At 72.9% G+C, this 13,133-nt stretch carries 16 protein-coding genes; 1 reads left to right on the plus strand and 15 read right to left on the minus strand.

Features of this window, described 5'->3' with window-relative positions; all coding sequences use genetic code 11:
* Positions 1–26: 26 nt before the first annotated feature.
* The 14 genes from ACZ67M_RS07865 to ACZ67M_RS07930 all read right to left on the minus strand — a co-directional run bounded on the left by ACZ67M_RS07865 (position 27) and on the right by ACZ67M_RS07930 (position 10,606).
* Complete coding sequence (locus ACZ67M_RS07865) at positions 27–320, minus strand: gas vesicle protein K (RefSeq protein WP_122618944.1); 294 nt, start codon at positions 318–320, stop codon at positions 27–29.
* 1 nt (position 321) lies between these two features.
* A complete protein-coding gene (locus tag ACZ67M_RS07870) occupies positions 322–504 on the minus strand; it encodes a gas vesicle protein (RefSeq protein ID WP_122618943.1) in 183 nt (60 codons plus the stop codon).
* A complete protein-coding gene (locus ACZ67M_RS07875; RefSeq protein ID WP_361358600.1) occupies positions 501–1,295 on the minus strand; it encodes a GvpL/GvpF family gas vesicle protein in 795 nt (264 codons plus the stop codon). Before ACZ67M_RS07875 ends, ACZ67M_RS07870 begins: the two co-directional genes overlap by 4 nt.
* Entirely contained in the window at positions 1,292–1,618 is a 327-nt protein-coding gene (locus ACZ67M_RS07880; RefSeq protein WP_361358597.1) for a gas vesicle protein, read from the minus strand. Before ACZ67M_RS07880 ends, ACZ67M_RS07875 begins: the two co-directional genes overlap by 4 nt.
* Positions 1,615–2,781: an SRPBCC family protein gene (locus tag ACZ67M_RS07885; RefSeq protein ID WP_361358594.1), complete on the minus strand. Its 1,167-nt coding sequence runs from the start codon at positions 2,779–2,781 to the stop codon at positions 1,615–1,617. Before ACZ67M_RS07885 ends, ACZ67M_RS07880 begins: the two co-directional genes overlap by 4 nt.
* Positions 2,781–3,449 (minus strand): DNA primase, encoded by a 669-nt coding sequence (locus ACZ67M_RS07890; protein ID WP_392013504.1) that lies wholly within the window; start codon positions 3,447–3,449, stop codon positions 2,781–2,783. The genes ACZ67M_RS07885 and ACZ67M_RS07890 overlap by 1 nt, the downstream gene beginning before the upstream one ends.
* A complete protein-coding gene (locus tag ACZ67M_RS07895; protein WP_122618938.1) occupies positions 3,446–3,709 on the minus strand; it encodes a gas vesicle protein GvpG in 264 nt (87 codons plus the stop codon). Before ACZ67M_RS07895 ends, ACZ67M_RS07890 begins: the two co-directional genes overlap by 4 nt.
* A 4-nt stretch (positions 3,710–3,713) precedes the next feature.
* Positions 3,714–4,487, minus strand: a complete 774-nt coding sequence (locus ACZ67M_RS07900) for a GvpL/GvpF family gas vesicle protein (protein WP_361358589.1) — start codon at positions 4,485–4,487, stop codon at positions 3,714–3,716.
* Positions 4,484–4,921, minus strand: a complete 438-nt coding sequence (locus ACZ67M_RS07905; protein ID WP_361358586.1) for a gas vesicle structural protein GvpA — start codon at positions 4,919–4,921, stop codon at positions 4,484–4,486. Before ACZ67M_RS07905 ends, ACZ67M_RS07900 begins: the two co-directional genes overlap by 4 nt.
* A gap of 56 nt (positions 4,922–4,977) precedes the next feature.
* Complete coding sequence (locus ACZ67M_RS07910; protein WP_469850024.1) at positions 4,978–5,358, minus strand: gas vesicle protein GvpO; 381 nt, start codon at positions 5,356–5,358, stop codon at positions 4,978–4,980.
* Between the two features lie 105 nt (positions 5,359–5,463).
* On the minus strand, positions 5,464–6,396 hold the full coding sequence (ligD, locus tag ACZ67M_RS07915; protein WP_469850025.1) for a non-homologous end-joining DNA ligase: 933 nt from the start codon (positions 6,394–6,396) through the stop codon (positions 5,464–5,466).
* Positions 6,393–8,240: a transketolase gene (locus ACZ67M_RS07920; RefSeq protein WP_469850026.1), complete on the minus strand. Its 1,848-nt coding sequence runs from the start codon at positions 8,238–8,240 to the stop codon at positions 6,393–6,395. Before ACZ67M_RS07920 ends, ligD begins: the two co-directional genes overlap by 4 nt.
* Positions 8,237–10,012: an NAD(P)/FAD-dependent oxidoreductase gene (locus tag ACZ67M_RS07925; RefSeq protein WP_469850027.1), complete on the minus strand. Its 1,776-nt coding sequence runs from the start codon at positions 10,010–10,012 to the stop codon at positions 8,237–8,239. Before ACZ67M_RS07925 ends, ACZ67M_RS07920 begins: the two co-directional genes overlap by 4 nt.
* 111 nt (positions 10,013–10,123) lie before the next feature.
* The gene (locus ACZ67M_RS07930; RefSeq protein WP_469850029.1) at positions 10,124–10,606 is read right to left on the minus strand and encodes a phage holin family protein; all 483 of its coding nucleotides are present in this window, start codon (positions 10,604–10,606) and stop codon (positions 10,124–10,126) included.
* 80 nt (positions 10,607–10,686) lie between these two features.
* Here ACZ67M_RS07930 and ACZ67M_RS07935 point away from each other — a divergent pair, with 80 nt between their 5' ends.
* Complete coding sequence (locus ACZ67M_RS07935) at positions 10,687–11,034, plus strand: VOC family protein (protein WP_125491907.1); 348 nt, start codon at positions 10,687–10,689, stop codon at positions 11,032–11,034.
* A gap of 15 nt (positions 11,035–11,049) precedes the next feature.
* Here ACZ67M_RS07935 and ACZ67M_RS07940 read toward each other — a convergent pair whose 3' ends face one another.
* Positions 11,050–13,035, minus strand: a complete 1,986-nt coding sequence (locus tag ACZ67M_RS07940; RefSeq protein WP_469850031.1) for a DUF5107 domain-containing protein — start codon at positions 13,033–13,035, stop codon at positions 11,050–11,052.
* Positions 13,036–13,133: the final 98 nt, after the last annotated feature.

Genomic DNA, 13,133 nt, shown 5'->3' on the forward strand with positions numbered 1-13,133 from the left:
GAAGTGAGGCCGCGGCCCCGGGGGACTCACTCCCGGGGCAGCAGCGGTCCCAGCGGCCCGAGGTCCAGGTTCAGATCCTCCGGCCGCAGTCCGTAGCGGTCGCGCAGCTCGGTCATGCGGTCGTCGAGAAGCATCAGGGTGAGTCCGATCCGCTCCTCCTGCTCCTCGCTGAGATCCCCCTCGTCGACCCGGCGCAGCGCCTGGCGCTCCATGAGCTGGCGCAGCAGCTCGACGACGGTCAGCACCAGTTTCACCAGGTCGCGCTCGACCGTGTCGGGGTCGAGGTCCAGGCGTTTGCGGGGTTCGGGTTGTTCAGTCACGTCAGTCCCCGAACGGCGATGGAACGTTGCTGTTGACCGAACTGATCAGCGCGTTCAGATCGATGCGGACCAGGTCGACGTCCGCGATGCGCAGCGTGACGTCACCGGTGATGACGACACCGCCGGCCAGCAGCCGGTCGAGCAGGTCCACGAGAGCGATCTCCCGGCGTTCCACGACGGTCATGTGCCCTCCCCCCGCTGCTCCTCGGAGCCGGCCCCGTCGCCCGCGAAGGAGTAGGCCGCCCAGGGGCCGGTGAGTTCCACACGGATCCCCGGTGCGTCGTCCTTCGTCCGGTCGATGGTCTCCACGAACTCCTCGGAGGCGTCACGCCGCACCAGGTAGGCGGCGTTGAGGACGTTCCGTCCGGCGGCACCGGACAGACGGGGGTTCTGCGGCGCGTGCAGCCGCGCGTCGTCGGCCAGGGCGGACAGCGTCGAGTGGAGGCCCGTCGCGAACCGCTCGGCCCTCGACCACAGGTCCTCGTTCGCCCGCGACTGCTGACGCCGCTGCCGCAGGTAGTCCCGGCCCGAGGCGGGCTTGGGAGCGGGCGGGGCCTGCGCGGCCGCCTGCTCGGGCTCCGCCTCGACGTACACCTTCACGCCCCACTCCACCCGTCCGTCCAGCCGGGCGAGCGTGTTCCGGAAGGCCTCCTCGCGCTGCTCCAGCATCATCCGTACGCCGCTGTCGTCCCGGAAGACGGTGGCCAGCCGGAGCGGCAGCGGTGTGGTGACCGCGGTGAGCGCGTCGATCACCTGCTGGTGGGAGCGGGCCGTGGCGGCCAGCCAGTCGAGGTCCTCCAGGTGCCCCCGCAGGGCCTCCTCGCTGAAGTCTGCCTCGGGCACATGGCTGACGACGGCGACGAGGCCGCCGTGGACCAGCAGCCGGGGCGGGTCGCCCGCCACCCCCGTGAGCTGGGCCTGGAGGGCCGCGCCGAAGGGGCGGCAGACGGCGTAGACGTACCGCAGTCCGTTCACGTCTCCTCCTTCGGTACGCGGCCCGGGTCCAGCTCACGCAGGCGTTCGCGCAGTGCGGCGTTCTCCCGGGCGAGTTCGTCGCGCCGGGCGCGCGAGGAGAGCGCGGGGTCGCTCTCCCACCAGTCGATGCCCATCTCCTTGGCCTTGTCGACGGAGGCGACCACGAGCCGCAACTTGATCGTCAGCAGCTCGATGTCGAGCAGGTTGATCTTGATGTCGCCCGCGATCACGATGCCCTTGTCGAGCACCCGTTCCAGGATGTCGGCGAGGTTGGCACTCTGTCCCTGGCCGTAGGGCTCGGGCAGTCGGCTGGGTGTGGTCATCGACGGCTCCCGCCGCCGGCGTCCTCGTACTCCTCACGGGACGCGTTCTCGTCCTCCCCGGCTTCCTTGTCCTCCTCGTACTCGCCCTCGGGCTCCTCCTCGTACTCCGCCTCGGGCTCTTCCTCGTACTCGCCCTCCGGTTCCTCCTCGTACTCGCCCTCCGGCTCCTCCTCGTACTCGCCCTCGGGCTCTTCCTCGTACTCCTCCTCGGCCTCGGGCGCTTCCTCCTCGCCCTCGTACTCCTCCTCGCCCTCGGGCTCCCGCCCCTCTTCCTGCTCCTGCTCCTCCTCCGCCACGGCGTCCTCGTGGCTGCGGACGACCTCGCCGTCGCGGATCTCGCCGCGCCAGCCGTCGTCGGCCTCGCCCTTGAGGGTGATGTGCCGGACGTAGTTCTTCAGGTCCAGGCGGGCCCGGCGGCCCTGGGCGCGCCAGATGTTGCCGGTCTTCTCGAAGAGGCCCTTGGGGTAGTACTCGATGACCAGGATCACCCGGGTCAGGTTGTCGGCCAGCTCGTGGAAGGTGACGACACCCTTCGTGGTGCCCTTGGCACCCTCCGAGGACCAGGAGATCCGGTCGTCCGGCACCTGCTCGGTGGTCTTCGCCTTCCAGCTGCGGTTGGACCAGAAGACCTTCATCTGCCAGTCGGACGACGTGTCGTCGGCGCGGCTCGCGCTCTTGACGCCCTTGGCGAAGGTGCTGAAGTCCTGGTATTGCGTCCACTGGTCGTAGGCGGTGCGCACCGGCACGCCGACGTCGACGTACTCGAGGATGACCGTCGGCTTCTGGCCGCCGCCGCCCTTCTTGCGGCCCTTGCCCCCGGTGAGGTTCTTGAAGGCACCGACCACGTTGTCCTTCACCTTGCCCGCGCCGACCTCGAACGCGGCCCGCATCGGCCCCTTGCCCTCGGCGAGCTTGCGTCCGCCGTCGAGGGCGAGCTTGGCGAATCCGGGGCTGTTGCCCTCGGCTATGTCGTTGAGCTTGCCCGTGGTCTGGCCGAGCTTGGTGCCGACGCCCGTCAGCAGCCGCGTGACCTGTGCGGCGAGGTATTCCTGCACCTCCGCCTTGAGGCGGTCCGCCGCCTCGCTCTGCGCCACGTCGGCCAGGGGGTTCTTCTTCGCGGCCTTGCCTGCCGTGGAGGCCGCGGATCCCAGGGTGTCGGTCATCACTCACCACCGCCCTTCGTCCGCCGGGTCGCTCCGCGGGCGGCGCTCCGGGCACCGGCCGTCTTCTTGCCGGCCGCCTTCTTGGCGGGCTGGGCCCGCTTCGCCGCGGTCTTCTTGGCGGGTGCCTTGGCGGCCGCCTTCTTCGCCGGCGCCTTCTTCGCGGGCGCCTTCCTGGCCGTCTTGCGCGCGGCGGGCGCCGCCTCGCGCCGGTCGTCGCGCTCGTCCTGCTCCTCGTGCTCGTCGGCGGGCTCGTCGTGCTCGTCGTCGGCGCGCTCGTCGGACTCCGCGTACTCCTCCGAGTCCTCCGAGACCCCGGAGTCGCGGGAGCCGACGCCCGGCACCTGGGACGTCACGCCGGAGAGCTGGTCGCGGACCTCGGCGGTACGCCCGTGCAGGCGATTGGCCAGCGCGTCTATCTGCCGCTCGACCATGGCGCCCGAGGCCGCCTTGCCCACGCCCCGCAGGTCCGTGCGCAGCTGGTCCCCGATCTCCTTGAACTGGGGGTTGTTCTGAAGCTGCGTACTGACCAGCTCGGCGATGCCCTTCGGGGTCAGGTTCATCTTCTTGCCGGCCACCATGGTGCCCACGGCGACGGCGAGTTTCAGTTTCTTCGTGCGGCCCAGCAGATATCCGGCGCCTACCGCGAGGCCCAGTCCCACTCGATTCATGGTGCCGTCCCGTTGCCCAATCCCGCGCTCGTGCGCGAAGCGATCTCCAACCGGTCCAGGAGCTCGTCCTCCTGTTGGTCGAACTCCTCCTCCGTGATCTCTCCGGCCTCCAGCTGCTCTTCCAGGCGGGCCAGTTCGGCCCGGATCGTGGCGGGGTCGTAGTAGATGCGCTCCGCCTCGTTCATGACCTGTCTGATGGCCCAGGCGCTGCCGCGCACCGGGGCGAACGGCAGCAGCAGGACCTCCGAGATCAGTCCCACGTCCTCACTCCGTTCCGACATCCATCCCGCCGGCCGCGGTGCCCGCGGGCTCGGCCGGGCCGGGCTCCACGAAGCTGTACGGCGGCAGCGGGCCGTTCACCCGCACCTCCAGGTGCGGCATGTCCCTGCGGGCGCGCTCCACGGCGGCCAGGAACTCCTCGGCGGATTCCCGCTTCACCAGGAACGACACGTTGGCCAGCCAGCCGGTGGACTCGGGGCCCACACTCACCGCGTCGGCGCCCGGCTCCAGGGCGCGCTCCAGCACGGTGGCGTCCTCGGCCTCCTTGCCCTTGACGGCGGCCGCGACCATCTCACCGAGCTGGATCTTGTCCTCGTAACTCCCGCCTCCCGACTGCCGGTTGGCGTCCGCGAGGGCCCGGATCTCCGGGTTCTGGGCCATCACGTGGTGGAGCACGGCCTCCTCGTTGTGGGTGGCCTTGATGTTGTACTCGACCCGGCCGTCCAGCGCCCGCAGGCGTTCCTCGTAGTGCTCGGCGCGCTCCGCGAGCACCCCGGTCACCGCGCTGTCGTCCGGGGCGACGCTGCCGAAACGCATGGGCAGCACGCAGCCTTCGGCGCCGACCTCGCTCAGCACGGTCTGGTGGGCGAGCAGCTCCCTGCGCTTGGGCCGCAGCCCCTCGGGCGCGTCGCTGACGACGGCCGCCAGCCCGCCCTGCTTCAGGATCCGTATCCCGCGCGGCGGATCGCCGACTCCGGCGGTGTCCTCGGGGAGCGCGGGATGCGCGGCGGCGGTGATGCCGTAGACGTACGTACTCACTCCTGCTCCTCCTTCCGGCGCGAGGCGGCGGTCTTGCGGGCACGCGGACGCGACGTGGTCTCGCGCTCGGAGCCGCCCTCTTCACGGGCCTGCTTGAAGGCGTCGGAGATCGTCTCCGCCGCGCCGGACAGGGCTCCCTTCGACTTGCCCTTGGCGCCGGACTCGGTCATCTTGCCGACCAGGTCGGGCAGGCCGGGGTCCTTGCGCGGCCCGGACTCCAGGTCCAGACGGTTGCACGCCTCGGCGAAGCGCAGGTACGTGTCCACGCTCGCGACGACGACACGGACGTCGATCTTCAGTATCTCGATGCCGACCAGGGAGACGCGCACGAATGCGTCGATGACGAGCCCCCTGTCCAGGACAAGCTCGAGCACGTCGTAGAGGCCGCTGCTGCCGCCTCCACCACCGGATTGCTGTGCCGGTACAACAGTCATGCCTGCCGTTCCTCCATCTCGGTTTCGGTGTGCGATTCCACTCGGTCCGGTCCCGCCTAGCGGCCTCCGGAACGTCGCGCGTCGGACCGACCGCGCTCGTAACGCCTCACACGGCGGTAGCCCGTGAGCTGCCCCTCGGAATCAAGCTCCACCTGGTAGCTCGCCATCAGGCTCATCGTGTCGGGCACCCGCTCGAGTTCGAGCACCTCGACCTCCAGCGCCCAGCCCTCCTCCGTCTGCTCGAAGGACGACACCGACTCGGCGTTCATGCCGGTGAGCTCCGCGAGCTGTGCGCGCGCCTCGCGCAGCACCTCCATCGGCCGGGGCTTGCGTGACTCCTGTGGCTGCCGTGACTCCTGTGACTGCCGGGGCTTGCGTGTCCTACGTGAACTCTGTTGTGAGTCTTGTGATTCGGATGTGTTGTTCGTGTTCGTCATGGCCACCTCCCCCTCCGTGTGGCCGCAAGGATGTTCGCCAAACCTCCACGGGCGCGTGCATGTGCCACGCGCCGACGTGGCGCGCTCGTCTCCCCCGGCGGCGGCTCAGCCGCGCAGCGCGTTCAGCCGTCGCCGGGCGGGGCCCAGCGCCCGGGCGCGGTTCATGATCCCGGCCCAGGGCCGGGTGCGGGCCTGCTCGACGGCGTCCGCGATCGTCCAGCGGCGGGCGTGCAGGGCGGGGTCGTCCAGTTCGCCCCAGGAGATCGGTGTGGCCACGGGTGCGCCGGGCAGGGCACGGACGGTGAAGGGCGCCACGGCGGTCTGGGCGTAGGCGTTGCGCTGGATGTCGAGGTAGAGCCGGTCCCCGCGGTCCTTCTTGCGGGCTGCGGTGGTGAGCCGGTCCGGATGGGCCGCGGCCAGGACCTCGGCCGCATCCCGTGCGAACTCCCTTACCTCGTCGACATTCTGACGTCCCGTCAGGGGAACGACGACGTGCAGTCCCCGGGATCCGGTGGTCATGAGCGCGGAGGGCAGCCTCAGTTCGTCGAGCAGCTCGCCCACCAGCCGGGCGGCCTCCCGGACCGCCTCGAAGTCGTCGCCGGACGGATCGAGGTCGAAGACCATCCGGTCCGGCCGGTCGACCTGCCCGGTCCGGGAGAGCCAGCGGTGCAGGGTGAGGGCGGCCTGGTCGGCGAGGTAGACGAGGGTGGCCGAGTCGTCGCAGACCGTGTGGCGGACGGTGCCGCCTTCCTTGCCGACCTCGACGCGGCCGATCCAGTCCGGGTAGTGCTCCGGTGTGTTCTTCTGCATGAACCGGGGCCCGTCGACGCCGCCGGGGTGCCGCTCCAGCATGAGCGGGCGCCCTCGCAGGTGCGGCAGCATGAAGGGAGCGACGGCGCGGTGGTAGTCGACGAGATCGCCCTTGGTGTACTCGGGCGCGCCGCCCTCGCCAGCGGGGAACAGCACCTTGTCCGGCCGGTGCACCTCCACCGTGCGACGGCCCGCCCGCACCGTCCGCGTGCCGTCGCCCCCGCTCACGGCACGATCGCCTGCTCCACCAGCATCCGTCCGGCCGCGGCGATGGACTCGGCGTCGATCCCCGCCGCGTGCAGTTCCTCGGCGGGGGTCGCGGAGCCCGGCATCGTCCCGACGGCGAGGCGCACCAGCCGCGGCACGGGCCGGCCGTCGCAGAACGCGTCCAGGACCGCGTCGCCGATGCCGCCCTCCCGGCGGTGGTCCTCGACGGTGACCAGGCAGCCGGTCTCCTCCGCGGCCCGGCGCAGGGTGGCCAGGTCGACGGGCTTGACGGAGTACAGGTCGATCACCCGGACCGGGATGCCGTCCCCGGCGAGGGCGTCGGCCGCGGTCAGCGCCTCGTGCAGGGTGACGCCGGCCGCCACGAGGGTGAGCCGGTCGCCGGCGGAGGAGCGCAGCACCTTGCTGCCGCCGACCGGGAACTCCTCGTCGGGGCCGTAGACGACCTTGCTCTCGCCGCGCGAGGTGCGCAGGTAGCGGACACTCTCCAGGCCCGCCATCTCGGCGACCAGGCGCGCGGTCTGGTTGGCGTCGCACGGGTACAGCACGGTCGAACCGTGGACGGCCCGCATCATCGCCAGGTCCTCCAGACCCATCTGGCTGGGCCCGTCCTGGCCGATGGCGACACCGGCGTGGGAGCCGACGAGGTTGATGCCGGCGCCGCTGACGGAGGCCATGCGCAGGAAGTCGAAGGCGCGGGTCAGGAACGCGGCGAAGGTGGTGGCGAACGGCACCCAGCCGCGTGCCGCCATCCCGACGGCCGCGGCGACCATCTGCTGCTCGGCGATGTAGCACTCGAAGTAGCGCTCGGGATGGTCCTCGGCGAAGAACTCGGCGCGCGTGGAGTCGCCCACCTCTCCGTCGAGCGCGACGACGTCGCCGCGGGCGGTGCCGAGCGCGGCCAGCGCCTCGCCGAAGGCGTTGCGGGTGGCGACCTCCTCGCCCACGTCCCAGTGGGGCAGCTCGGTCTGCCCGGTGCCGGCCGAGTGCAGCGACCGCGCGTCCTCGGGCTCGTGCACCGCGACCCGCAGGTCCCGCGGGCCGCCGAGTTCGGCGACGGCCTCCTCGGCGTCGGGCAGCGGCTTGCCGTGGTGGCCCTCGCGGTCCTCGACCGCCTTGACGCCCTTGCCCTTGAGGGTGCGGGCGATGACGGCGGTGGGCTGGCCCCTGGTGGACAGGGCTTCGCCGTAGGCGCGGTCGATCGCGTCCACGTCGTGGCCGTCGACCTCGATCGTGTGCCAGTCGAAGGCGCGGAAGCGGCGCGCGTACGCGTCGAGGTCGTGGCCGTGCCGGGTGGGGCCGCGCTGGCCGAGCCGGTTGACGTCGACGATCACGACGAGGTTGTCGAGGTGTTCGTGCCCGGCGTGCTCGGCGGCCTCCCACACCGATCCCTCGGCCATCTCGCTGTCGCCGCACAGCACCCACACGCGGTAGTCGTTGTGGTCGAGGCGCTTGCCCGCCAGGGCGATGCCGACGCCGACGGGCAGGCCCTGCCCGAGCGAACCGGTGGCCGTCTCGACCCACGGCAGCCGCTGCGGCGTGGGGTGGCCCTCCAGGCGGCTGCCCACCTTGCGGAAGGTGAGCAGTTCCTCGTCGTCGATGGCGCCCGCCGCCTTGTACGCGGAGTACAGCAGGGGCGAGGCGTGTCCCTTGGAGAGCACGAAGCGGTCGTTGCCGGGGTGGGCGGGGCGTGCGAAGTCGTAGCGGAGGTGGTTGGCGAGCAGTACGGCCATCAGGTCGGCGGCGGACATCGACGACGTCGGGTGCCCGGAGCCGGCCGCGTCCGCCGCCCGTACGCTGTCGACGCGCAGTTGCTGTCCGAGGTCGACGAGTTCACCGGTGTTCATGAGTCTCCTTCCGTGCGGCGGCCGTCGGTGCGTTTGACCGGGCCGGGGGCGATGTCGGGTCCGGGGGGCGGCTGGTTCGCGGGGGGTTCGGGGCCGGGGTCGGCGGGCGGACCCGCGGCACGGGTCGGTCCGGACGGGGCGGCGGCCCGGCCTCCGCCGGACGACCGGGACGTCTTGCGCGTCTTGCCGGAACCCCGGGCGGGGCCCGTACCGCCGCCTTCTCCGGCCCGACGCGGCTTACCGGCGGCGCGGGGCGGGTGCGGCTGGTTCTTGGCGGGCTCACCACCGGGCTGGTTCTTCGCGGGCTCGCCGCCGGGCTGGTTCTTGGCGGACTCACCGCCCGGCTGGTTCTTCGCGGGCTCGCCGCCCGGCCGGCGCTTCGCGGGCTCGGGGCGGGATTCCTTCCGGGTCGTTCCGGTCGTCCCGGTCGTTCCGGTCGTCGCCGTCCGCTCGGCGTCCCGTTCCGGGCGCCCGGCCACCCGGGCCACCTCCGGTGACGACGACTCCAGCGGTACCGACCAGGAGCGGACGAGGCCCAGCTGCACCGCCTGACGGGGCAGTACCGCGTCCAGCAGCCAGTCCGCGGCCACCCGGACGCGGTTGCCCGGCATCGCCGCGAGGTGGTAGCCGCGGGTGACCGCGCCCGCCGCGGGGCCGGACATCGGCACGCCGAGGGGGTTGGCGGCGGCCTTGGCCCCGCCGAGGTCCACGACGAAACCCAGGTCACGGTGGCGGTAGGGCCGTCGCTCGCCGATGCCGAGCGACGCGGCGACGTTTTCCGCGCAGACCTTGCCGTGCCGCCAGGCGTGCTGCGCGGTCATCGGCGTGAACTGGCCGGGTTGCGTCAGGTCGGGCACCGCGGCCGCGTCTCCGCAGGCGAACAACTCGGGGCGGCCCGGCACCTGGAGGTGCGGGTCGACCAGCAGCCGGCCGCGTTCCACGGGCAGCCCCAGGGACTCGACCAGCGGGTCCGGCCGCACGCCGACGCACCACACGAGCGTGCGCGTGTCGACGCTCGTACCGTCGGTCAGCACCACGCCGTCGTGCGTGGCCTCCTTCACCGAGGTCCCCATCCGCACGTCGACGCCCCGCTGCCTCAGTACCCGGTCGGCGGTGCGGGAGAGCCGTTCGTCCATCTCGGGCAGCACCCGGGGCGCCACGTCCAGCAGCATCCAGCGGGGCCGCATACCGGTGCGCATGGGGTGCTTGCGGACCTGTGCGTCGGTGTACATCGCGCCGTGCGCGGCGACCTCGGTGCCGGTGTACCCGGCGCCGACCACGACGAAGGTGCACCGCGCGGCGCACTCCTCGCGGTCGTCGGCCGCGGCGGCCAGCTCCACCTGGCGTGTCACGTGGTCGCGCAGGTACAGCGCCTCCGGCAGCCCCCGGAAGCCGTGCGCGTGCTCGGCGACGCCCGGGACGGGCAGCAGCTTGTTGACGCTGCCCGCGGCGAGGACCAGCCGGTCGAAGGGCAGGGTGCCCTCGCCGCCCTCGGGCCCGGTGTAGTGCACGGTGTGCTCGTCGAGGTCGATGCCGTCGGCCTCGCCCAGCACCAGCCGGACGTGCGGCAGCGAGCCCGAGAGGGACACGGTGACGCGGCGCGGCTCCAGGATTCCGGCGGCGACCTGCGGCAGCAGCGGCAGGTAGAGGAAGTAGTCGGTCGGGTTGAGCAGGGTGATGTCGGCCTGGTGCCGGGTGAGCCGGGACAGGGTGCGGGCCGTCCGGTACCCGGCGAAACCGGCACCGACGATCACGATGCGGGGTCGGCTCACGGTTCGCCTCCGGGCTGTCGCGTACCTCGTGAGCCTTCCGCGTCCCCTTGGCCAGGGCACCCAAACGTCGCGAGCGGGCCGGAGTCCGGCACCGTCCCGGCGTACGGCGGCTCAGCCGCGCTCGCGCGGGCCCTCGGCGTCGGCGCCGTCCTGGCGCGGCGCGGCCGGTCCCGTGCCGCCCGCTGTGGGTGTGCCCGCCGGGGCGGTGGGCGCGACCGGCGGCATCGGCGGCACCTCGGGCGCGACCGGCGGCACGGGCGGCGCGTCACCGCCGGCGCCGCGGCCGGATCCCGGACCCGACGGGTGGGGCCGGGCCGCACCGCGCAGCAGGTACGCGGCGACGCCCAGGAGGGCGGCCGTGATCAGCGCGGCGGCCCAGTCGGGCAGTACCACGGCGAGCGCCAGACCCACGGCGAGCGCGAGGGCCGCGCCCGCGTACAGGGCGGAGGCACCGGACGCGGCGTACAGCGTGGCCTTGCGGCGCTGCTTGCGGGTCTGTTCGCGCAGCTCGTCGCGCACGGTCTCGCGTGCCACCTGTGCCAGTTCGTCGACCAGATGCTTGTCCAGGTGTTCCAAGTGATCCATGCGGTCCATGCCTTGCGGGTACCCGGCCGCGGAACTTCCATGGCCGGGGCGCGAGTCGGGTCCGGCCGCCGCCAACTAGGCTCGTCCCCATGGACATTCTGGGAGCCACACTGCGCGTCTACGTCGACGACCTGGACAAGGCGATCCCCTTCTACGAGGGTCTGGCCGGCGGCCGGGCCATGCGTTCCGAGCGCGGCGGGGTCGAGGTCGCCGCGGTCGGCTGCTTCCTGCTGATGAGCGGGCCCGAGTCCCAGCTCGAGGTGTTGCGCAAGGTGGCGGCGACGATCGCGGTGACGGATGTCGAGGAGACACAGCGGATCCTCACCTCGCTGGGGGGCGACGTCATCGCCGGCCCGGTCCCGACACCCGGTGGCCGCAACCTGATCGCCCGGCATCCGGACGGCGCGATCTACGAGTACGTGGACCGGCGGGCGTAGCCGGACCGGACGGGCTCACCTCGCGTCCGGCCGCATCCGGAAGTCGTGGCGGGCCGGGAGCGGTTCGTCGCCGAGCCGCGCCCACAGCGCTCCGATGCTCTCGTCGCCCTCCCGCAGGTCGGCGACCTCGAAGCCCTCGTCGAAGACGGCCCGCGCCTCCTCGTGCCGGCCCTCGGCGGCCAGCAACTCCCCCTCGGCCAGCCGGAACCGGCCGCGGGCCCGGGTCGCGGGGTCCAGCCGCTCCCACACGGCACGGGCGTCGGCGGTGCGTCCGACCGCGAGCAGCGCGCCGATGGCCTCCCGGCCGAGGGCGGCGGCGACGGCCGTCCACCGAACGCCCCGGTCCGGTGCTTCCGCGTCCGACGCTCGCTCGGGGTCCGGCCGGTGCTCGCACAGGTCGTCGAAGGCCTCCGCGTACTGGTCGGCGGCCCGCTCGGGGTGACCGTCCGCCTGGTCGGCGGCGGCGAGGCAGCGCAGCAACGGCCAGCGGTCGGCGGCGTTCTTGAGGCCCCGCTCCCAGCTGCGGACCGCCTGGGCCCGGTCGTCGCCGTGCCACTGGGCGACCCCCAGGTGGTACTCGGCGAGTGGGGTGGCGGCGGTGGTCTCCAGCATGTCCCGCCAGGGCCGGGCGACCAGGGTGGAGCCGGGCGGCTCGTGGCGTCCGGACTCGGGGAGGGTCCCGGTGCGCAGCAGGTGCAGCCAGGGTTCCTGCTCCTCGCCGAGGGTCTCCTCGCCGAACGGGGTGCCGGGCAGCTTCCATCCCGCGCGCAGCGCTTCCAGCGCGCCCCAGCCCGAGCCGGTGGCCAGCCGCTCGCCGGGCTCGGTGTCGGCGTGCGCCCGCCAGGCCTCGTACGCGGCGTCGACGCCGGCCCGCGGCAGGGCGCTCTCCAGCCGCTCCTCCGCGCCGCGCAGCACGGTGTGCCAGTCGCCGTCGGGCGTGGCTTCGAGCGGCCCGTACGCCTCCAGCCAGGACACCTCGCTCTCCGCGTCCAGCCTGACGTGCTCCAGCTGGGTGCGGGCGAGGCCGGCCTGGATCTCGCAGTAGCCGCCGGTGCCGGGCTCGGTGAGCCACTCCTGCCAGCGGCGCCCGCCGGGTCCGGTGCCCCACACGAACAGCTTCCGGCCGCGCAGTACGTCGGTGGAGGTCTGCGCCAGCCCGTGGCCGTGCTCGTCGAGCGCGGCGATCCAGCGGCGCCGGCCGTCCGGCACGTCGTAGAAGTAGTCGGCGGCGTAGGTGCTGTTCAGGGGGTACGTCCGGTCGGTGCCGTCGTACTCCGGGACGGGCACGCGGCGCAGCCGCCGCTCGTAGCCGAAGTGGTACGCCTCGTCGGCGGGGGCGAGCACCCGGCGGTCCTCGGGCACGGCGATGTTGGACCACCAGTAGGTGGGCACCGGGCGTTCGTGCGGGTTGCGGACGCGGACGCCCACGTACAGGAAGTCCGAGCCCTCCGGGAGCCACAGGTCGACCTGGAAGGGCAGGTCGCGCAGCCGCTCCCACTCCCACAGGCGCAGCATCTCGCCGCCGTCCGGGGCGGGCACGCGGGCGGCGTGCACGGGGGAGCAGGAGAGCGTGGTGTGTCCGGTGGCGCCGATGTTCCACTCGATGCCGCCGGAGAACCAGGCGCCGTTGAGGGCGAAGTTGGCGGGCTGGAGGACGGGGTTGACGTAGAGGAGTTCGCGGTCGGCCGGCTTGTGGCGCAGGGAGGCGATCCGGCCGCCGAGCGCGGGCAGCACGGTGGCGCGCAGCCGGTCGTTCTCGATGACCAGCGCGTCCAGTTCCCGCGGCTCGCGGGCGCGTCCGTAGCCGTCGCGGACCATGACGGGCAGCAGGCTGCGCAGCGGCTCGTAGTCGACCTGCCGGGCCATGTCGCGGGGCAGGCCGGCCCGGTCCCGGTCGTCGATGCGGTGCGCCTCGTCCAGGGGGCGCAGCGGCGGCAGCGGGTTGTCCGGGCCCTGCGGTGCGGCGGGCAGGGTCAGTACCTCACGTCGGATCGTCGTCACGGTTCCCCATGGAAGCCGCTCCCCGCCGCGGTGAACAGGGGCGGAGCCGGTCACCGTCACGCGACGTGACTCACGTTTAATTCCGTGGGCCGCGGTGC

Source organism: Streptomyces sp. NPDC107500 (assembly GCF_055582785.1).